Consider the following 19407-nt stretch of genomic DNA (forward strand, 5'->3'; position numbering starts at 1 on the left):
CGCTTCGGCCACTCGGATGCGAGACGGGCCGCGAACGTCGCTCGTAAGACTCGCTCCGTGGTGGTTGCTGAGCAGCGCACGTTTCGTCTACTCGATGGGCCGCTGACAGCAACCAATCTGGTTCGCGCTTAGAGTGGTTTACGTGTCCGTGGTCGTCGCACCCAGTCCCATCCTCGCTGTCCCGGGCGCCGTCGCGGGCGCGGCCGGTACGCCGGACGCCGCCGTCGCCTGGCATTACGGGGATCCCTTCCGAGAACAGCGCGCCGCCGCGGAGCGGGTGGCGATCGTCGACCGGTCGCATCGCTTCGTCCTGAAAATCACCGGCGCCGAGCGGCTGACCTGGTTGCACACCATCAGCAGCCAGCACATCGCGAGCCTCGGTGACGGTCGGTCCGCCGAGAACCTGGACCTCGATCTCAACGGCCGCGTGCTGCACCACTTCGTGCTGACCGAGCTCGACAGCACCGTGTGGATAGACACCGAAGGCGAGCACGGACCGGCGCTGCTGGAGTTCCTGGCGAAGATGGTCTTCTGGGCCGATGCCAAACCGGTCGAGGCCGCCGACCACGCGGTGCTGAGCCTGCTCGGCCCACACATCACCGAGTTGACCGAAGCGCTCGGCATTTCCGCCCTCCCGGACACCTATGAAGCAGTGCCGCTGCCCGACGGCGGTTTCCTGCGCCGCATGCCGTGGCCCACCGCGGACTCCTTCGACCTGGTCATCCCACGCGACCAACTCGCCGACCGCTGGGCCCGCCTCACCGCCGCCGGCGCCGAACCCGCCGGCATGTGGGCCTTCGAGGCACTGCGCGTCGCGGCACTGCGCCCCCGGATCGGACTCGACACCGACGAACGGACCATCCCGCACGAGGCCCGCTGGATCGGCGGCATCGCCGAACACGGTGCGGTGCACCTGGACAAGGGCTGCTATCGCGGCCAGGAAACGGTGGCCCGGGTGCACAACCTCGGCAAGCCGCCGCGCCACCTGGTGCTGCTGCATCTCGACGGCTCGGCCGACGAACGTCCGGCCACCGGCGAGGACGTCACCGCGGGCGGCCGTGCTGTCGGCCGACTCGGCACCGTCATCGACCACTACGAATTCGGTCCCATCGCACTGGCTTTGATCAAACGCACCATCCCGGCCGATACCGAACTGGTCGCGGGGCCGACCGCCGCCGCCATCGATCCGGATTCGGTTCCCGCCGAAGACGCACCCCAGGCGGGTCGGATCGCCGTCGACCGGTTGCGTGGCCGTTGATGCAGCCCGATAGCGCTCGGGTGCTTGCCGTGTGCGTCGTCCATGCCGAACTGGAGGTGCCGACCCGCGTCGGCCGGACGGCCATCGACAAGCGACCGGTTCCCCATCGCGTCGCCGCACGTGCCCACGGTCTCGACGGCGATTATGTGTGCGACACCAAGAATCACGGCGGCGTACATCAGGCCGTCTACGCCTACGCCGAGGAAGACGCGCGGCGCTGGGGCGAGGAACTCGGCCGCGAACTGCCCGCGGGTTGGTTCGGCGAAAATCTGCGCATCGCCGGACTCCCGGTCAGCGATGCGGTGATCGGTGCGCACTGGACCATCGGGGACACTCTGCTCGAAGTAAGTGCGCCCCGCGTGCCGTGCTCGACCTTCCAGCACTGGTCCGGCGAGTCCCACTGGGTCAAGCGGTTCACGTTGCAGAGCGACACCGGCGCCTACCTGCGTGTACTCACCGAGGGCACGATCGGCGCGGGCGACGAGGTCCGCATCGTGCACACACCCGAGCACGGCATCACCGTGCGCGACCTGTTCACCGGCCACGATCCCGATCTTCTCGCGATTCTGCTCGCGACCGAACCGACCATCTCCGATGATGTGCGGATGCAGATCGAGCGTCACGGCCGCCGCAACGCCAACGCCGCCCGTGCCCGCGAGCAGCGGTCCGATGTGGCAAGCGCGCGCGAGCAGCGGGCCGAACCGACAGGAGCCGAGCTATGACGGTCGAACTGGTCGAGGTCGTCCGCTCCGGCTTCCGCGAATGCGTGCACAGCGGTTCGGTGGTGATCCTCGGCACCGACGGCGAACCGACCCTCGCGCTCGGCGAGGTGCACGTCCCGATCTTCCCGCGTTCCACCAACAAGCCCATGCAGGCGATCACCTTGCTGCGCAACGGCTTCGAACCGCTCGACGATGCCGAGCTCGCCATCGCGACCGCATCGCACTACGGCGAACCGGATCACGTCGCCTTGGTCGAGCGCCTGCTCGACCGTTTCGGCTTCGACGAGAAGTCCCTCGAATGCCCGCCCGACCTACCGCAGGAGGAGCGCGCACGGGCCGAGGCGCTACCCGAACCCCGCCGCGTGTACATGAACTGCTCCGGTAAGCACGCGGCCATGCTCGCCACCTGCGCCGTCAACGGCTGGCCCACCGAGGGCTACCTGGACCAGGCGCATCCGCTGCAACAGGCGGTGATCGCCACCATCACCGACCTCACCGGTGAACCCGAAACCGACCTCGGCATCGATGGCTGCGGTCTTCCGATCATTCCGGTCTCGCTGGTGAATCTGGCCCGTGCGTTCGCGGCCATGGCTACCGCCGCGCCCGGTTCGCCGCAGCGGCGCGTCGCGGATGCGATTCGCGCCAATCCGCGAGTGATTTCCGGCACGAACGCACCCGATTTACTGACCATGCAGGCCACCCCCGGCCTGGTCTGCAAGATCGGCGCGGACGGTGTGCACGCGGGTGCGCTACCGGACGGAACGGCCTTCGCATACAAGATCGCCGATGGTCACGACCGTGCGCGAATCCCCCTGACGCTGGCCATTCTGCATCGCATGGGCGTCGAATGGACCACCGCGCATGCCGAGCTCGCGGCGCCGCCGGTGCTCGGCGGCGGTGCCAGGGTCGGGGTCATCCGAGCGATTCCCGGGGTCGTCTGAGGGGGCGGCCCGACGGCGACAACCGGGCAAACGGCGCCACTTCCGGAGTTCTTCCCCCACTCCTGGAAGCGCGACCGCCTGACACACGCTAAAGTGTCTGTCAGGAAGAGTATTAATTCGAACGGGGCCGCCAACAAACCCCAGGCCGCCCCGCAGTGACGCGAGGGGGTCAGCCATGGGCCGTGGCCGGGCTAAGGCAAAGCAGACCAAAGTCGCACGCGAGCTGAAGTACAGCTCCGCGCCGACTGACTTCGCGAGCCTTCAGCGCGAGCTTTCGGGTAGCCCCACCTCCCAGCGGAGTGGTGGTGTGCTGTCCGATGAGCACGACGCGGACGAATCCTCATCCCGTTGGGACGAGGACGACGACTACAACGACTGGCGCCGCTGACTCGGTAGACGACGAAGGGGGAGGCCGACGGGCCTCCCCCTTCACCCGTTGATGCCGCGTGACCGGACTAACCATTCGAGGCTTGCACAACAACAGCGTCCCGCATCCGACGATGCGGGACGCTGTTGTGAATTTCCATGCGCGACAAACGAAACCACGACGCGCGAGTCTTACGAGCGCCGTTCGCGGCCCGTCTCGCGTCCGCGCCGCAGGCGCGGCCATCGAACACAGCCGAGTCGTCTAAGCGCATGCCACGAAGTCGCGAGTCTCGACGGCGCCGCTAGCGACTGCTCGCACGTCGCTCGCAAGGATCACCCGCGCCCATCGAACGCTGCCGGACGCAGTCCGTCATCAGTCTCTTGCGCTTGGACGAGCCAATGCGAGGCCACCGCACACCAGGGGCCGCGAACACGCAGCGCCGCAGGCGCTGCAAATCAGACTCAGAAGCGCGGGTGCTCGCCGACCAATACAGCGCGGACCGCGTCGGCGTCCTTGGCCTTCTTGACGGTGCCGAGGGTCCAGCAGGCGATGTGCCGTGCCGTCAGCACGGCCAGGGCCCGGTCGACGTCCTCGGGCGCCACCACGGCAACCATGCCGACGCCCATATTGAAGGTCTTCTCCATCTCGACCCGATCGACCCGGCCGCGCTGGGCGATCATCTTGAATACCGGCGCCGGATTCCAGGTGCCGCGATCCAGCTCGGCAACCATGCCAGCGGGAATCACCCGGCCCAGATTCGCGGCCAAGCCGCCGCCGGTGACGTGTGCGAAGGTGCGCACATCGGTTTCGGCGATCAGCGCGAGGCAGTCCTTGGCGTAGATGACCGTCGGCTCCAGCAACTCCTCACCGAGGGTGCGGCCGAACTCCTCCACATGGCCGGTCAGCGACATCCGGTCGATATCGAGCAGCACCTTGCGGGCCAGGCTGTAGCCGTTGGAGTGCAGACCCGAGGAGCCCATGGCGATCACCACATCGCCGGGACGCACCCGGTCCGGACCGAGCACCGAATCGGCCTCGACCACGCCGACACCGGTCGCGGACAAGTCGTAGTCGTCGGGATCCATCAGGCCGGGATGTTCGGCGGTCTCGCCGCCGAGCAGTGCGCAGCCCGCACGCACGCAGCCCTCCGCGATACCGGAGACCAGTTCGGCCACCTTCTCCGGGACGACCTTGCCGATGGCGATGTAGTCCTGCAGGAACAGCGGCTCGGCGCCGCAGACCACCAGATCGTCCACGACCATGGCGACCAGGTCGAGGCCAACCGTGTCGTGCTTGTCCATCGCCTGGGCGACCGCGATCTTGGTGCCGACCCCGTCGGTGGAGGCCGCGAGCAACGGCTCGCGGTAGCCACCCTTCAGTGCGAACAGCCCGGCGAAACCGCCGAGCCCACCCTGCACCTCGGGTCGGCTGGCCTTCTTCGCCAATGGCCCGAACAACTCGACTGCGCGGTCACCTGCCTCGATGTCCACGCCGGCCGCGGCGTAGGAAGCACCGGCACCACTGGGGGTCTGTTCAGTCATTTTCGGGGAGAGCTCCAAACCGAATCGGCGGATAGATGCCAGCTCACGCTACCGGAGCCGGATAACAATGCCGCAGCAGATCCGCCTGCTTCCCGCCGACACGGCTCATTCGCCCTGCTCTGTCGCGAACAGGGCCGCCGTTTGCGCACGCCTGCGTCGCTGCTCCACCGGATCCGGCACCGGCACCGCGGCGACCAGTCGCCGGGTGTACTCCTGCTCCGGACGGCGCAGAATGCGATCACGATCACCCTGCTCGACCACCGCGCCGTTGCGCAGTACCACGATCCGATCGGCCAGTTGGTCGACGACCGCCAGATCGTGGCTGATGAACAGGCAGGCCCAGCCGCATTCCTGCTGTAGCTGACCGAACAGCTCCAGCACCGCCGCCTGCACCGAGACGTCCAGCGCACTGGTCGGCTCGTCGGCCACCAGCAGGTCCGGATCGAGGACCAGCGCTCTGGCCAGGCTGGCGCGCTGCCGTTGGCCGCCGGACAGTTCGTGCGGATAGCGGCGTTCGGTGCCCGCGGGCAACTGCACGTCATCGAGGAGTTTGCGGACTCGCGCCCGGATCTCCGCCGAACTGCCCGCCTTGTGCACGATCAGCGGTTCCGCCACGCAGTCACCGACGGTGAGCCGCGGATTCAGCGAGCTGGCCGGATCCTGGAAGACGAATCCGAAGCGGCGGCGAATCGGCCGCAGCTGCCGCTGCGACAGCTCCGCGATGTTCTGTCCGCGCACCTTCACGACCCCGGAGGTCGGCCGCTGCAAGGCCGCGACGCAGCGGCCGATGGTCGACTTCCCGGAACCGGATTCACCGACCAGGCCGAGTGTTTCGCCGGGCCGAATGGACAGGCTCACGTCGTCCACGGCGCGGAACGGTGGTCGGCCGAACGGTCCGGGAAACTGCACAACCAGATCGGTCACCTCGAGCACCGGCTCGCCGGTGGCGACCTCCTCGACCGCACCGTGCTCCAACTGCTCGGTGCCCAGATGCGGAACGGCCGCGAGGAGTTTGCGGGTGTAATCCTGCTTCGGCGCCGCGAACAGCTCGTCCACCGGCGCCTGCTCGACCACCTTGCCGTCGCGCATGACCACCACCCGGTCGGCGATATCGGCGACCACGCCCATATTGTGCGTGATCAGCACGATGGCGCTGCCGATGCGATCGCGCAGATCGCGCAGCAATTCCAGGATTTCGGCCTGCACGGTGACATCGAGTGCGGTGGTCGGTTCGTCGGCGATGATCACCTTCGGCTCGCAGGAAATCGCGATCGCGATCATCACGCGCTGCTTCTGGCCGCCGGAGAGCTGATGCGGGTAGTAGTCCACCCGATGCTCCGGATCGGGCAGGCCGACCATGCGCAGCAGTTCGATCGCCCTGGCCTTGGCGGCCTTGCGGCTCATATCGCTGTGCGCCCGCAGTGCCTCGGCGATCTGATAGCCCACCGTGAACAGCGGGTCGAGTGCGCGACCGGGCTCCTGGAAGATCATCGAGATCGCGCCGCCGCGCAGCGCGGTGAGCTGCCGCTCGCTCATCGAGGTGACCTTGTCCGCGCCGAGGGTGACCAGGCCATCGATTCGCGCGGTATCCGGCAGCAGTCCGATCGCGGTGCGCGAGCTAACCGATTTTCCGGAGCCGGATTCCCCGACGATGGCGAGCACCTCGCCGGGGAATACCGCGTAGGAGACATTGCTGACCGCGTAGACCGGACCCGCGTCGGTGGCGAAGGTGACCGACAGCGATTCGATGGACAGCGCCGCGCGTTTGGTCTCGGCGACCGCTTCCGTCATTGCGATACTCCTTCCCCTGCTGGACTGTCTTTATCGGCGGCGCCGCCGCTTTCGTGCAGATCCAGTTCAGCGACGGTGAGTTCCGTTGTGGGAACGCCTTTTTCGAGTGCAGTGTCGCTGGCGACGGTGGCCGGGCTGAGGGCTCGACGGGTGCGCAGCAACGGATTCAGCACCTCGTTGAGACTTTCGCCGACCAGTGTCAGGCCGAGAACGACCAGAACGATGGCCGTGCCGGGGAAGATGCCCGTCCACCAAATGCCATTGGACACATCGGAAAGCGCCTTGTTGAGGTCGTAACCCCATTCGGCGGCCTGGGTCGGTTCGATACCGAAACCGAGGAAGCCCAGCGCGGCCAACGTCAGGATGGCATCGCCTGCGTTGAGGGTGACGATCACCGGCAGCGACTGGGTGACGTTGGCGAGGATGTGCCGGAACATGATTCGAGTGGTGGACGCACCGGTGACCCTGGCCGCGTCCACATACGGTTCGTTCTTCACCGCGACGGTCGCATTGCGAACCACCCGAAAGTATTGCGGCACATAGATCGCCGTGATGGCGACGGCCGCCGACAGCACGCCGCCGAAGCTGCTCGACTGCCCACCCGCGACCACGATGGACACGACGATCGCGAGCAGCAGGGTCGGGAATGCGTAGATGGCGTCCATGAACAGAACGAGCACCCGGTCGAGCGCACGTCCGATGTACCCGGACACCAATCCCAGCGGTACCCCGACGACCAATGACATCACCAGCGAGATCGCGATCACGAACAGCGCGGTACGGGCGCCGAAGATCACCCGGGACAACACATCCTCGCTGCGCACCGACGTGCCGAACCAATGCTGACCCGACGGCGGTTGCTGTGCGACGAAAGCGACTCCGTCCGAAGAGTTCTGGGCAAGCCCGTACGGTGCGATCAGCGGTGCGAAGATCGCGACGAATACGAATACCGCGACGAGTGCGAGTCCGACGATCAGCGTCACCCGCTGCAATCCGGCGGTCATCGTGAACAGCCGCAATCCGGGGATCCGCCTGCGCTTCGCCGTCGGCACCGGCGGCATCACCAGTGGTTCATTCGCCAATTCCGGAGCGGTCATCAGAACCTCACTCTCGGGTCGATCAGCGCGACGATGACATCCACCAGGAAGCTGATGACCGCGACGGCCAGCGCCAGGAACGCGACGATCCCCTGCACCGCGATGAAATCGCGTTGATGCAGGTATTCCGCGAGCTGATAACCCAGCCCTTTCCATTCGAAGGTGGTCTCGGTGAGCACCGCGCCGCCGAGCAGCGTCGCGATATACATGCCCATCACCGTGATGATCGGAATCATCGCGTTGCGCACGGCATGTCGCCCCGTCACCACCCGCGCCGAAAGTCCGCGTGCGCGTGCGGCATCCACGAATTCGCTGTGCAGTGTCTGTATCAGATTGACGCGCACCAGGCGCAGGAAGATGCCCGCTGTCAGCAGACCGAGTGCGACCGCGGGCAATATCGCATGCTTCAGCACATCGATCAGATAACTGTTGTCCCCGTAGAGGATTGCGTCGACCACCATAATGTTGGTCTTCGGCGAGACATGCTGCAGTTGCAGCTCGACGGGGGTGCTCGCCCGACCGGCGACCGGCAGCCACTCCAGCTTCACCGCGAAGATCAGCTTCAGCAGCAGACCGACGAAGAAGACCGGCGCCGCGTAGGCCAGGATGGCGAACAACCGCAGCCCGGCGTCGGCGGTCGAATCACGATGTGTCGCAGCGTATCTGCCGAGTGGCACGCCGACCGCGAAGGCGACGAGCAGCGCCCAGAACACCAGTTCCAGGGTGGCCGCGCCGTAGGTTGTCACCACCTCGCTGATCTGCCGATTGTCCTGGGAGTGACCGAAGTCCCCGTGCATCAGCCCGGAGATGTACTCCCAATACTGGGTCAGGATCGGCCGGTTCAAACCGGCGGCCTCCTTGCGCACTTCGATCTGTTCCTGGGTCATTCGTCCGCCCATCGCGGCGCTGATCGGATCGCCGATCACCCGCATCAGGAAGAACACGACGGTGACCAGGATCCACGCCGTCGGCAGGATCAAGAACAGTCGAATCACCAAGTACCGCAACAACGCCAGCTGCCGGGAATCCCCACTCGACTTCCCGGCCCTTGGCAGCCCGAAACGCCGGGCCCGAACCGGTGCCTGCTTTTCAGCGGCGGCAACAGCTTCGGGCCCGGCTTCGCCCGATGTCACTTGCTCAGCACCGTGTACCGGAACTTGAAGGACGCGTCGAGTGTGTCCGACACACCCTTGACGCTCGGATTCGACACCGCGATCTGCTTACCGGACAGCAGCGGCAGGGTCGGCAGGTAGTTCTGCGCGAGATCCTTCTGCACGTCTTCGATCAGCTTGATGCGCTTGGTCTTGTCCTGCTCGGTGGTCTCCGCGGTGAGCTGCGAGTTGATCTTCGGGTCCTCGAAGTGCGACTGCAGGAAGTTGTTGGGGCCGAAGAACGGGGTCAGGTAGTCGTCGGCGTCCGGGTAGTCCGGGAACCAGCCGAAGTGATAGAGCGGGTAACCGTCGCGGGCCCGTTCCTTCTGGTAGGTAACCCATTCGGTGGATTGCAGATTCACCTTGAACAGTCCGGTCGACTCCAGTTGCGATTTGATCGCCGCATACTCCTCGGAGCTGCTCGAACCGTAGTGGTCAGGGTTGTACTGCAGGTTCAACTCCACCGGTGTCGCGATGCCCGCACCGGAGAGGAATTTCGCCGCCGCATCCTTATTGGGCTTGGCCCCGTAGAGGTCCTTGAGCGGCTCGGCCGCACCCGGCATACCCTGCGGCACAAAGCCGTACGCGGGCTGATAGGTGTTCTTGTAGACGCCCTCGGCCAGCGCGGGCCGGTCGATCGATGAGGCGATGGCCTTGCGCACCGCCAGCTTCTGCTCCGGGGTGCCGCCCGGCATGGTGTTCAGATTGAAGACGATATAGCGCAGCTCGCCGCCGGGCCCGTCTTCCACCTTGACCTTGCTGTCCTTGCGCAGCGATTCGATATCGGTCGGCGTGAAGGATCGGTAGGCGACATCGAGCGCACCGCTCTGCAGATCGAGCTTCATATTGTCGGAGGTCGCGTAGTACTTGGTGGAGACCTGCGATGTCTTAGGTGTGCCGAGGATGCCCTTGTAATCCGGGAACGCCTTGTACTCGACCAGCTTGTTCTTGTCGTAGCTGGCGATCGTGTACGGGCCTGAGTAGCCCTTCGTCTTCACCACTTCCTCATCCGGCAGCACCTTGTCGGCCGGGAAGACCTTCTCGTCCACGATCGGACCGGCCTGGGTCGGCAGGATCGCGGGGAAGGTCTGATCGTTGGCGACCTTCAAGGTGAAGTTCACCGTCAGGTCGTCGGCGATCTCGGTCTTCTCGAGATTGCCCAGCAGCGAGGCGGGACCGTTCGGGTCGTTGATGCCCAGCATGCGATCGAAGGAGAACTTGACGCTCTTGGCGGTCAACGGGTTCCCATTGGCGAACTTCAGCCCCGACTTCAGTTTGCAGGTGTATACCGTCGGAGAGCTGAAGTCACACTTCTCCGCGGCATCGGGCTTCGGGGTGGCATCGCCGGGCGCGAAATTCAGCAGATACGAATAGATCTGAGTTTCGACCAGCAGCGAACCGTTGTCGTAGGCGGCCGCGGGGTCGAGCGAGAAGATCTTGTCCGTGGTGCCCGCCACCAGTCCGGCCCCGTCGCCACCACCACCGGTGCGCCCCGAACCGCATCCCGCGATCGCGGACACGGCCAGCGCCGCCATCCCGACCGCCGCGATTCGTCGCGTCCGGTTGCCTCGCCCAGGCTTCTTCGAAACCCTCATCATCAGGCCCCACTTCTCGAGCGCGCCACGCCGCGTGTGCTGGATCACAGGACAGCGGCGGGCACGGTTAACTTCCGATATGTCGGGCACCGTACCCAGGATCCATTTCTGGGATGTTGCGTTTTCAAAGAAAAAATCACGGGCGGGTTAGCGGAGGTTACGAATGGTGCGCGGGTAACGCCGGATCACCGGACGAATGACCAGGTTCGCCTCGAGAGCGTCGCCGCCGCGTCTCGAGTAGGCCACGGCACAGCCGCGGACAGGTCGCGTCGAAGGCGGCCGAACAAGATCGAACCCCCCGGCTTTCCGCCGAGGGGTTCGTGATCGTCGAATTCTGTCAGGGGCGGCTCAGCGCACTCGCATTCGCGTTCTCGCTCAACAACATTGCCTCGGACTGGCCGGTGAGCATGCCCTCGAGCACGTTCTTGCCGATGGCCGCCTCGGTGGGCAGCGGGATCGGGTATTCGCCGTCGAAGCAGGCGCTGCACAACCTCGAGCGCGGCTGCTCGGTGGCGGCGATCATGCCCTCGGTGGAGATGTAGCCGAGGGTGTCCGCGCCGATCGAACGGCGCACGGCCTCCACCATGTCGTCGTAGCTGTCATCGGCGCCCGCGCCATTGGCGATCAGCTCCGCACGCGAGGCGAAGTCGATGCCGTAGAAGCACGGCCACTTCACCGGCGGCGAGGCGATCCGCACGTGGATCTCCACCGCGCCGGCCTCGCGCAGCATCCGGATCAACGCGCGCTGGGTGTTGCCGCGCACGATGGAGTCATCCACCACGATGAGCCGTTTACCGCGGATCACCTCGCGCAGCGGATTCAGCTTGAGCCGGATGCCGAGCTGGCGGATGGTCTGACTCGGCTGGATGAAGGTGCGCCCGACGTAGGCGTTCTTCATCAGGCCCTGCCCGTACGGCACACCCGAGCCCTGTGCGTAACCGACCGCGGCGGGGGTACCGGACTCCGGCACCGGAATCACCAGATCGGCCTCGACCGGATGTTCCTTGGCCAGGCGACGACCGATCTCCACCCGGGTGGCGTGCACTGAGCGACCGGAGATGGTGCTGTCGGGCCGGGCCAGATAGACGAATTCGAAGACGCAGCCCTTGGGTTCGGGGTTGGCGAAACGCATGGACCGCACGCCGTCGGCGTCGATCGCCAGCAGTTCGCCCGGCTCGATCTCCCGGACGAAGGCGGCGCCGACGATATCCAGCGCGGCGGTCTCACTGGCTACGACCCAGCCACGCTCGAGCCGGCCGAGGCACAGCGGACGAACACCGTGCGGATCCCGCGCGGCATAGAGGGTGTGCTCGTCCATGAAGGTCAGACAGAACGCGCCCTTCAGCGTCGGCAGCAGCTTCATCGCGGCCTGCTCGATGCTCGAATCCGCGGCGGCGTGTGCGAGCAGCGCGGTCATCACATCCGAGTCGGAGGTGGCGGTGATCGGCGCGGGGCGACCACCGGAGACCGGCGGCATACCGATCAGCCCGAGTTCGCGTGCGCGCGCGCTCAATTCGGCGGTATTGACCAGATTTCCGTTGTGGCCCAACGCAAGTCCGGAGCCGACCGAGGTGGTGCGGAAGATCGGCTGCGCATTCTCCCAGGTGGTGGAGCCGGTGGTGGAGTAGCGACAGTGACCGACGGCGATATGACCCGGCATCGCGGCCAGCGTCTGCTCGTCGAATACCTGGCTGACCAGGCCCAGATCCTTGAAGACCAGAATTTGTGAGCCGTCGGAGACGGCGATGCCCGCGGCCTCCTGGCCGCGGTGTTGCAGCGCATACAAGCCGTAGTACGTGAGCTTGGCCACGTCCTCGCTCGGCGCCCAGACTCCGAACACACCACACTCTTCGCGTGGTTCGTTCTCGACCTGATCGGGGGTAGTTTCGACCGGCATCTCGGCGTTGGTCACCGTTTGCTCCCTGTTCGGGCGGGCTGGGGGCAATGGCCATTCTACGGGTGAACGATGCGCCGCGATCACCGCCACCGGGTAGGCACAGCAATCGCCGAGCGACGCTGCCGTTTTTCCACACGGCACGGTGCTACCGTGCCAAGCCGTGACGACTTCGGACAGTGCGCGCACCCGTGGGTCGGATACCCGGTTGACCGCGCGCATGTGGCTGGTCCCGATCGCGGTACTGACGCTGTTCATGGCGCTGCTGGCCACGATGTATCTGGATTACGTCGTCGATCCGGAGAAGAACCTGCACGATTTCCCGATCGCATTGGTGAACCAGGATGTCGGCGATACGGTCGGCGGGCAGCAGGTGAATTTCGGCACACAGATCACCGATGCTCTGCGGCAGGGCATTCCGGCGGACAAGGTCGATCTGCAGGTGCTCGGCATCAACGACGCCGAGCTGAAGATGCAGTCCGGTGCGGTCTACGGCACGATCCTCATCCCCAGCGATTTCAGTAAGCGCCTCGGAATTCTCGGTGTGGGCAGTGTGGTGCCCGGTGATATCCAGCGCCCGGCGCTGACGCTGCAGACGAATCCGCGCAGTGGTGCGTTCGTCACCAATATCGTCACGACCATCGGCACCCAGGCGCTGACCCAGGTGAACGAGCAGGTCGGTAAGAAGCTGACCGATCAGGTGAATGCTCAGTTGACGCCGCCGAGCGGCGGGGCAGCGCCCGAGCTGACGGGTGCGACGCGGGTGGCGCTCGCGGATCCGGTGCACATCGTCGTCTCGCCGTTCCGTCCGCTGCCGTCCGGCACCGGACAGGGTTTGACGGCGTTCTTCTACGCGCTGCTACTTCTGCTCGCCGGACTGGTCGGCTCGATGACCATCCACACCATGATCGATGCCGCACTCGGATTCGTGCCCACCGAATACGGGCCGTGGTACGTGCATTTTCCGGCCACTCCGATCTCGCGGTTCAATACGCTGCTGATCAAATGGGGTGTGATGGTGATCACCGCGAATATCGTCGCGGGCGTATTCCTGGGTGTGGCCGACCTGCTCGATATGCCGATCGATCATCCGCTCACGCTGTTTCTCTATAGCGCGCTGGCCATCATGGCGGTCGGGATCACCGGATTGTCCATCCTCGCAGCGGTCGGTTCGGCGGGTTTGCTGATCAACCTGATCCTGTTCATCATTCTCGGGCTGCCCTCCTCGGGCGGCACCGTACCGATCGAGGCGACGCCGAAATATCTGGGCTGGCTGGCGAAATTCGAGCCGATGCACCAGGTGTTCGTCGGTGTGCGCGCAATTCTCTATTTCGACGCGAACTTCCCGGCGGGGTTGGCGCGCGGGGTGTGGATGGCGGTGCTCGGGCTCGCGATCGGGCTGATGCTAGGCACCTTCATCACCCGGTACTACGACTACAGGGGCCTGCATCGGCGCGATCTGTCCCGCGGCTGAGGCGAGCCCCGTGGCGGCTGCGACCGAGTTCGCGGCATGCACCAAGATGGGTCCTGTGAATTCGTGGATCGAACACGCGCGTTATCTGGCCGATGAAGTATTCGCACCACAGGCCGACGCGGTCGACCGCACCGGCGAAATTCCCGGCACCCATTTCGACCTACTCGCCGAGTACGGGTTCTACGGTGCGACCATGGCCGACGATATGGATATCGCCACCTTCACCCAGGCCGGTGAGATCCTGGTCGCCGGATGTCTGACGACCACCTTCGTCTGGGCACAGCATCTTGGGGTCGCGCGACGGATCGCCACCTCACCGAATCTCGAACTGCGCGAACGACTTACCGAGGATCTGCGGCACGGTCGGGTGCGCGCGGGCGTGAGTTACGCGGGCGCGAACGACCAACCCGGCTTGATCGCGCGTCGCGTCGACGGTGGGTATGTGCTCGACGGCAGCGCACCGTTCGTCACCGGGTGGGGTCTGGTGGACGTCCTCGGCGTGATGGCGCGCGATGCCGACGACGAGGGATCGCTGATCAGCGTGCTGGTGCCCGCCGAACCGGGCGCCACGATGCATGCCACCCCGCTCCCGCTCATCGCCGCCGACGCGAGCAAGACCGTGACGCTCACCTTCGACGGTGTCCAGGTGCCCGATTCCGCTGTGGACAACCAGATTTCGCTGCGCAGCTTCAACGCCTCCTTCATCCTGGCCGCCTGGCGCAACGGTGCGATCGCTCTCGGCATCGTGCGGCGCTGCCTCGGCGAACTCACGCAACTCGGCATCGACACCACCGCTTCGTCCGCCGAAGCCGCCCGCATCCGAACCGAACTCGACGATGCGCTCAGCGGCCAGTCGGATGTCTACCTGGCCCGCGCCCGTGCCTCCGAACTCGCCGTCCGCGTGGCCACCGCCCTGGTGACGGCCACCGGTAGTGCGGCCGTCACGCGGGGCAACATCGCCGAGCGCTCACTGCGTGAGGCGACCTTCACGCTGGTCTTCGGCTCCCGCCCGGCCATCAGGACCGCGCTGCTGGACCGCCTGACCCAGGCCGCCGACACTGTCTACCCTTAGCGCTTGCGAAGCCTCGCATCCCACACCGGGGATTCACGTCTCCTCTGGGCACAACACGGGCACAGTGGGATGGTTGGACCGCGGAACCTGTTGTGAGAATGGCTGTCCCGGGCATCCACTCACCCCTGCCGAATGCCTCTCGGGCGGGAAGTCTTTCAACTGGCAATGATGACTTCCAGTATTCGATCGAAGACATCGGTTCCCTCGACCTCATCGCCGTCCAGGATGGAGTCCAGGAGTGGCGCGTCGAGCAGACACATTGAGCCAATGGAGTTCTCGCGGGCGCTGGCCAAGACCTCATAGATGACTGCGGCGTAGATGCGGGCTTTGTGCACTCCGAGTTTCGAGGTGCCCTCGATCGCGGAGATCCGCTTGTCCACCGCGTCGATGACTTCTCGGATCACGGCCGCTTCGACCTGCGCCTGCTCTGCGATCTCCATGATCAGAATCCGAGCTGATCTTCACCCCAGCCGAATGGGACGCCTTCCTCGCCGGCGCCGACGACGGCGAGTTCGATCGGCCGTAACCCTGCCATTGGAACTCATGGAACCCCCGGAAACTCCGGGGGTTCCGTCGTTTTGCCATGAAACCGCCGCCACCATCGAGGGGAGTCAATGGTGGTTCGAGCTCATCGGCGGTAGTCAAATGGTTGCTCCAACCCCCACCCACAACCACCATTTGACTACCCTCGACAAACGCTCGAGAGCGCAACCACAGCCAGCTGACCACTCCGGAAGCCGGGGGCCTGTATCTGACTGCGGAAGGTAAGCCGGGTACGGCACACTACGCGCTCAGCACCGCAATGGCAGTGCGGCTGATCGTTAGTCTGTGGTGGCGCGCGTGATGGGCAGCCAGTGGGCGACTTCGCCAGTTCGGCTGCCGGAAGCGGTGACTGTGCCCGATGCCACCGCGACGTCGAAGTCGAGGAGGCCGGTGGCGAGTAGGAGCCAGGTGCGCGGGTCGGTTTCGACGACATTCGGTGGTGTGCCCCTGGTGTGCCGTGGACCCTCGATGCACTGCACGGCCACGAAAGGTGGGACGCGGACCTCGACGGAATGGCCGGGTGCGGACGCGGCGAGGGTACGGACGGTGGTGCGGACCGCGGCCGCGAGTTCAGGCCTGGCGGGGGCGGGCGTCGAGTCGTCGCGCAGCCAGGTGCTGACCGCTTCGACCGCCGCTCGCATTTCCGCTGGATCCACCGTTCCTCGTCCTGCCACGGTGCCGAGATTACTGCTGGGCTCCGACAACGCCGATGGAGCGGGTCGGTCGGAACCGGTCCCGCACCTGTAGCGCATTCGGTCGGCAGCCGCACTGCCTGCGGTGTGTGGAAGGCGTGCCGATCAGCTGCCCCGAGCACAAGCCCACGCCGAAATCAGCCACCCCGAGCACAAACCGACGCCGAAATCAGCCACCCCGAGCAGCAGTCGAAGCGAACCGGGCGGCGATTCGCGGCGCAAGCGCACCCCCGGCGTTCACGGCGAAGTGCAGCAGAGCGGGGGCCGTGGCGCTGTCGGTGCGGCGGCGCAGCAGGTCGAACAGGAGGCCACCGGCTGCGGTCGCGGCGATCGAGGCGGGAACGCTGTCGCCCGCAGCGCGCGCGGGATAGATGTGCCACAGGCCGAAGGTGGCTGCTCCGATCAACGCACCGCAGCGTGGCCCGAACTCCTTGTCCAGCAACGGGTTCAGTGTTGCCCGGAAGATGAGTTCCTCGCTGTAGACCGTGCCGATCGGGATATGTACCGCGACCCACTCACCGAGCCGAACATCCGGAGCCCGGTCGCTGAACCCACCCAGACGATTGCGCAGCGCCGGAATAGCAACGGCCGCACCATAACCGGCGGCTACCACGCCCGCCGAGGCGAGTCCGTAACAGAGCCCCCGCACGGACAACCAGTTCGGACGGCCGCGAAATGCCACTGCGTAACCGGTCGCGAATCCGGCATTGGCAGCGGTGCGACCGCGCAGATCCAGCTTCAAGCGCGGCAACAGCCAATTGCTCCATGCCAACGGAACACCCACGGCGACAGCAGTTTTCGCGACACGCCCGATAAACGTCATTTGATCTCGCGCTCGTAATCCTCGGCAGCCTCGATCTGTGCTCGGATCTTGTCGGACTGCTCCACGGTCCAATCCGGCGGTGCTGCGACGGCGATCCAGCCGTCCAGTACCAGACTGCCGTACCGGTGCCCGTGCCCGTCTGCGACGCCCTGCGCATTGGACAGATCACAGGTGACCTGCCAGAAGGTGACGAACGGCCACCAGCGCATCTGCGAGGACACATCGGAGCCGCGCGGTTCGGAGAGCCAATCCGGTTGGGAGAAGATCAGATCCGAGGACCACCAGACGATCGGGTCGGAGGCGTGCTGTAGATAGGCGATGCGCGGGGCGCGCCATTCGGTGGTCGGACGCGCGAGATCGGCGCTGTCGGAGGCGAATCGGACCACAAGACCGTCGGCGTACACCGGTTCGACCTCGCGCGATCCGGGATCGCGTCGCGAAACGAACTGCTCCCACAGTCGATTCGAATTCGGCGGCCCGACCCACAGCGCACCATCGACCTTGGAGCGCAGGTCGGCGAGTCCGTCGAAGGCCGCCTCCGAGCCCTGCGAGCCCAGACTCTCGCCGTACACGAGCAGCTTCGGCCGCGTCCCCTCGGGCCGCGCCGACCAATGCTGGTAGACCGCGTCGAACAGCTGCCTACCCGCATCCGATGCCTTGCCGCGGTCCGCGAGGAAGGACAGCACGCTGGGCAGATACGAATACTGTGAGGCCACGATGGCGGAATCGCCGCCGTACATGTACTCGATGGCGCCGGCCGCCATGGAATTCACCCATCCGGTGCCGGTTGTGGTGACCACCACCAGCACCTTGCGGTCGAAGGCGCCCATGCGCTCCAATTCGGACACGGCAAGCGCGGCTCGCGCTTCGCCGCTCTGCGCCGACTCGAGACCCACATATGCGCGAATCGGTTCGCGGGCGGGTTTACCGGTGGTCGAGGTGATCCGGGCCGCGGACGGCCCGTGCGAGACGAACCAGCGGCCCTCGAATCCGAGCGAATCCCATTTCGCCAGCGAGGCCGGACTTCCCGAGCGCTCCGGCTGCACCGGCTGAACCGCATTCGGCGAGGTGTGATCGTTCTGCACGCTGAATGCCGAGTTGGCCACCGCGAAGAAGGCGCGCGAGGCGACGCCGTTGAACACCGTGACGGTCAGCACCACCAGAACCAGGAATCCGGCCGATGGCGCCAGCTCGCGCGGCACCCGCACCCAGCGGTTGAGCTGGCGGGCCAGGAATCGGATGATCTCGCGCAGCGTCCGATACACCGCGACCACCCCGGTCCCCACCGCGATACTGAGCAGTCCGGTGCGCAGATAGGCGGGGGTGGTTGTGCCCTCCATACCCATCAGCGCGGTGATCTCGCGCTGCCAGCGGGCCGACTGCACCAGCATGAAGGCCGCAGTGAGGGCGGCGGTGAGCAGGATCGCGGATTTCACCGCATAGCGCACCCAGGTCGGCGGCGGCGAAATCCGATCGCGCAGTAGCTCGGCCAGCCGAGGCCGACCCCAGATCCGGAACAACCACTCCAATAGGCAGCCGAGACCGTAGCCGAGCGCGGCATTGATGCCGCTGATCAGGCCCTGGAACAGCCAGTCGCGCGGTACCAGCGACGGCGTCACCGACAGGGCGAAAAAGATCGTCGCGAAGACCAGCCCGACGTAATTGAGATCGATGATGTCCTCGGCACGCCGCACGACCACGACGCAGCGCGCACGCAGCTTCGTCAGGGTGGTCGCGGTTTCGAGCATCGACTCAGCGCGACGGCGCGATGCCCGGTTCGTGGCGGTTCGGATCGGGCACGGGCGCCGACAGGTCCGTAGCGATCATCACCCGAACAGTATGCGGGTGTGCTCGGGTCAACGGGTGGTTGCCCGCAGCGCCGCGCGGTATCGGGGGCACAGATCACATGGAGGCTCGACCGGGGCGATCGGCTCGATTCGCGAATCATCCAGCGGCAGTGTCACTTACCGCGACGTCCGGCAACTACCCAACACGCTCGAGTAGTTGTACGCGGTTGCGCAGCGTCCCTGATCAGCAGACTCGGTATCCATGAGTGAGCGAAGCGAACGAATCATTTGCCGGCGCGCCTTGTGCATGCCGGAGCCGAGCGTCAGCGAGGCACAGGCATGAGCAATCCCAACGCCCGGCCGAAAACCTCTTCGGCCTTCCTCGCCCAAGCCGCGATCGCGTTCGGCGTCAGCTTCTTCGGGACCGGCGTCGGCATCTTCTACCTGCCGCTGGATATCGCGCAGCGTGGCTTCCTCGGCATGTCCGTGCTGTTTCTGGTATCGAGTGCGTTCACCCTGGCGAAGGTGGTTCGCGACCAACAGGAATCGGCAAGCATCGGTCGGCGCTTGGACGAGGCGCGGATGGAAAAACTGATCGCGGAGCACGATCCGTTCAAATCCGTCGCCTGATGGTGCGCATCTGGACGGGTCCGGCGACG

The 19407-nt window shown here is 65.7% G+C and carries 17 protein-coding genes; 7 read left to right on the top strand and 10 right to left on the bottom strand.

All coding sequences use genetic code 11. The features are described from left to right. The first annotated feature begins 142 nt into the window (after positions 1 to 142). The 4 genes from ACFYOW_RS09730 (at position 143) to ACFYOW_RS09745 (ending at position 3309) form a co-directional block, all read left to right on the top strand. Positions 143 to 1258: a YgfZ/GcvT domain-containing protein gene (locus ACFYOW_RS09730; protein ID WP_387286334.1), complete on the top strand. Its 1116-nt coding sequence runs from the start codon at positions 143 to 145 to the stop codon at positions 1256 to 1258. Beyond that, entirely contained in the window at positions 1258 to 1980 is a 723-nt protein-coding gene (locus tag ACFYOW_RS09735; RefSeq protein WP_387286336.1) for an MOSC domain-containing protein, read from the top strand. Before ACFYOW_RS09730 ends, ACFYOW_RS09735 begins: the two co-directional genes overlap by 1 nt. After that, positions 1977 to 2921 carry an asparaginase gene (locus ACFYOW_RS09740; RefSeq protein ID WP_387286338.1) on the top strand — a complete coding sequence of 315 codons (945 nt, stop codon included), beginning with the start codon at positions 1977 to 1979 and terminating at the stop codon, positions 2919 to 2921. Before ACFYOW_RS09735 ends, ACFYOW_RS09740 begins: the two co-directional genes overlap by 4 nt. Positions 2922 to 3096: 175 nt before the next feature. Then, a complete protein-coding gene (locus tag ACFYOW_RS09745) occupies positions 3097 to 3309 on the top strand; it encodes a DUF3073 domain-containing protein (protein WP_364396718.1) in 213 nt (70 codons plus the stop codon). Positions 3310 to 3749: 440 nt separating this feature from the next. Here ACFYOW_RS09745 and purM read toward each other — a convergent pair whose 3' ends face one another. The 6 genes from purM to purF form a co-directional block, all read right to left on the bottom strand. Then, positions 3750 to 4829 carry a phosphoribosylformylglycinamidine cyclo-ligase gene (gene purM / locus ACFYOW_RS09750; RefSeq protein ID WP_063044470.1) on the bottom strand — a complete coding sequence of 360 codons (1080 nt, stop codon included), beginning with the start codon at positions 4827 to 4829 and terminating at the stop codon, positions 3750 to 3752. Between the two features lie 105 nt (positions 4830 to 4934). After that, positions 4935 to 6620, bottom strand: coding sequence for an ABC transporter ATP-binding protein (locus ACFYOW_RS09755; RefSeq protein WP_387286341.1), 1686 nt, complete (start codon positions 6618 to 6620; stop codon positions 4935 to 4937). After that, positions 6617 to 7681: an ABC transporter permease gene (locus tag ACFYOW_RS09760; protein ID WP_387287415.1), complete on the bottom strand. Its 1065-nt coding sequence runs from the start codon at positions 7679 to 7681 to the stop codon at positions 6617 to 6619. Before ACFYOW_RS09760 ends, ACFYOW_RS09755 begins: the two co-directional genes overlap by 4 nt. A 35-nt stretch (positions 7682 to 7716) precedes the next feature. Next, on the bottom strand, positions 7717 to 8727 hold the full coding sequence (locus tag ACFYOW_RS09765; protein ID WP_245566998.1) for an ABC transporter permease: 1011 nt from the start codon (positions 8725 to 8727) through the stop codon (positions 7717 to 7719). 119 nt (positions 8728 to 8846) lie between these two features. Further along, complete coding sequence (locus tag ACFYOW_RS09770) at positions 8847 to 10403, bottom strand: ABC transporter substrate-binding protein (RefSeq protein ID WP_387287417.1); 1557 nt, start codon at positions 10401 to 10403, stop codon at positions 8847 to 8849. A gap of 397 nt (positions 10404 to 10800) precedes the next feature. Beyond that, positions 10801 to 12360, bottom strand: a complete 1560-nt coding sequence (gene purF / locus ACFYOW_RS09775) for an amidophosphoribosyltransferase (protein ID WP_387287419.1) — start codon at positions 12358 to 12360, stop codon at positions 10801 to 10803. A 217-nt stretch (positions 12361 to 12577) separates the two neighbouring features. On the opposite strand from purF, the gene ACFYOW_RS09780 reads away from it, so the two are divergent. Further along, a complete protein-coding gene (locus ACFYOW_RS09780) occupies positions 12578 to 13831 on the top strand; it encodes an ABC transporter permease (protein ID WP_387287421.1) in 1254 nt (417 codons plus the stop codon). 10 nt (positions 13832 to 13841) lie between these two features. Beyond that, positions 13842 to 14903: an acyl-CoA dehydrogenase gene (locus ACFYOW_RS09785; protein ID WP_387286343.1), complete on the top strand. Its 1062-nt coding sequence runs from the start codon at positions 13842 to 13844 to the stop codon at positions 14901 to 14903. 155 nt (positions 14904 to 15058) lie between these two features. On the opposite strand, the gene ACFYOW_RS09790 is transcribed toward ACFYOW_RS09785, so the two are convergent. The 4 genes from ACFYOW_RS09790 to ACFYOW_RS09805 all read right to left on the bottom strand — a co-directional run bounded on the left by ACFYOW_RS09790 (position 15059) and on the right by ACFYOW_RS09805 (position 18709). Beyond that, on the bottom strand, positions 15059 to 15343 hold the full coding sequence (locus ACFYOW_RS09790) for a hypothetical protein (RefSeq protein ID WP_387286345.1): 285 nt from the start codon (positions 15341 to 15343) through the stop codon (positions 15059 to 15061). Between the two features lie 381 nt (positions 15344 to 15724). After that, positions 15725 to 16087: a sterol carrier family protein gene (locus ACFYOW_RS09795; protein WP_387287423.1), complete on the bottom strand. Its 363-nt coding sequence runs from the start codon at positions 16085 to 16087 to the stop codon at positions 15725 to 15727. Between the two features lie 220 nt (positions 16088 to 16307). Then, positions 16308 to 16922 carry a CPBP family intramembrane glutamic endopeptidase gene (locus ACFYOW_RS09800; protein WP_387286347.1) on the bottom strand — a complete coding sequence of 205 codons (615 nt, stop codon included), beginning with the start codon at positions 16920 to 16922 and terminating at the stop codon, positions 16308 to 16310. A 35-nt stretch (positions 16923 to 16957) separates the two neighbouring features. Continuing rightward, on the bottom strand, positions 16958 to 18709 hold the full coding sequence (locus ACFYOW_RS09805; protein ID WP_387286349.1) for an alpha/beta hydrolase: 1752 nt from the start codon (positions 18707 to 18709) through the stop codon (positions 16958 to 16960). A gap of 378 nt (positions 18710 to 19087) precedes the next feature. On the opposite strand from ACFYOW_RS09805, the gene ACFYOW_RS09810 reads away from it, so the two are divergent. Then, positions 19088 to 19378: a YiaA/YiaB family inner membrane protein gene (locus tag ACFYOW_RS09810; protein WP_387286351.1), complete on the top strand. Its 291-nt coding sequence runs from the start codon at positions 19088 to 19090 to the stop codon at positions 19376 to 19378. Positions 19379 to 19407: the final 29 nt, after the last annotated feature.

Origin of the sequence: Nocardia sp. NPDC006982 (assembly GCF_042869435.1) — a bacterium.
Classification (GTDB): domain Bacteria; phylum Actinomycetota; class Actinomycetes; order Mycobacteriales; family Mycobacteriaceae; genus Nocardia.

Excerpts from the sequence above, each read along its gene's own strand:
- ACFYOW_RS09735 (WP_387286336.1), top strand. The coding sequence starts at position 1,258 with ATGCAGCCCGATAGCGCTCGGGTGCTTGCCGTGTGCGTCGTCCATGCC.
- ACFYOW_RS09740 (WP_387286338.1), top strand. The coding sequence starts at position 1,977 with ATGACGGTCGAACTGGTCGAGGTCGTCCGCTCCGGCTTCCGCGAATGC.
- ACFYOW_RS09745 (WP_364396718.1), top strand. The coding sequence starts at position 3,097 with ATGGGCCGTGGCCGGGCTAAGGCAAAGCAGACCAAAGTCGCACGCGAG.
- purM (WP_063044470.1), bottom strand. The coding sequence starts at position 4,829 with ATGACTGAACAGACCCCCAGTGGTGCCGGTGCTTCCTACGCCGCGGCC.
- ACFYOW_RS09755 (WP_387286341.1), bottom strand. The coding sequence starts at position 6,620 with ATGACGGAAGCGGTCGCCGAGACCAAACGCGCGGCGCTGTCCATCGAA.
- ACFYOW_RS09760 (WP_387287415.1), bottom strand. The coding sequence starts at position 7,681 with ATGCCGCCGGTGCCGACGGCGAAGCGCAGGCGGATCCCCGGATTGCGG.
- ACFYOW_RS09770 (WP_387287417.1), bottom strand. The coding sequence starts at position 10,403 with ATGGCGGCGCTGGCCGTGTCCGCGATCGCGGGATGCGGTTCGGGGCGC.
- purF (WP_387287419.1), bottom strand. The coding sequence starts at position 12,360 with ATGCCGGTCGAAACTACCCCCGATCAGGTCGAGAACGAACCACGCGAA.
- ACFYOW_RS09780 (WP_387287421.1), top strand. The coding sequence starts at position 12,578 with ATGTGGCTGGTCCCGATCGCGGTACTGACGCTGTTCATGGCGCTGCTG.
- ACFYOW_RS09790 (WP_387286345.1), bottom strand. The coding sequence starts at position 15,343 with ATGGAGATCGCAGAGCAGGCGCAGGTCGAAGCGGCCGTGATCCGAGAA.
- ACFYOW_RS09795 (WP_387287423.1), bottom strand. The coding sequence starts at position 16,087 with ATGCGAGCGGCGGTCGAAGCGGTCAGCACCTGGCTGCGCGACGACTCG.
- ACFYOW_RS09805 (WP_387286349.1), bottom strand. The coding sequence starts at position 18,709 with ATGCTCGAAACCGCGACCACCCTGACGAAGCTGCGTGCGCGCTGCGTC.
- ACFYOW_RS09810 (WP_387286351.1), top strand. The coding sequence starts at position 19,088 with ATGAGCAATCCCAACGCCCGGCCGAAAACCTCTTCGGCCTTCCTCGCC.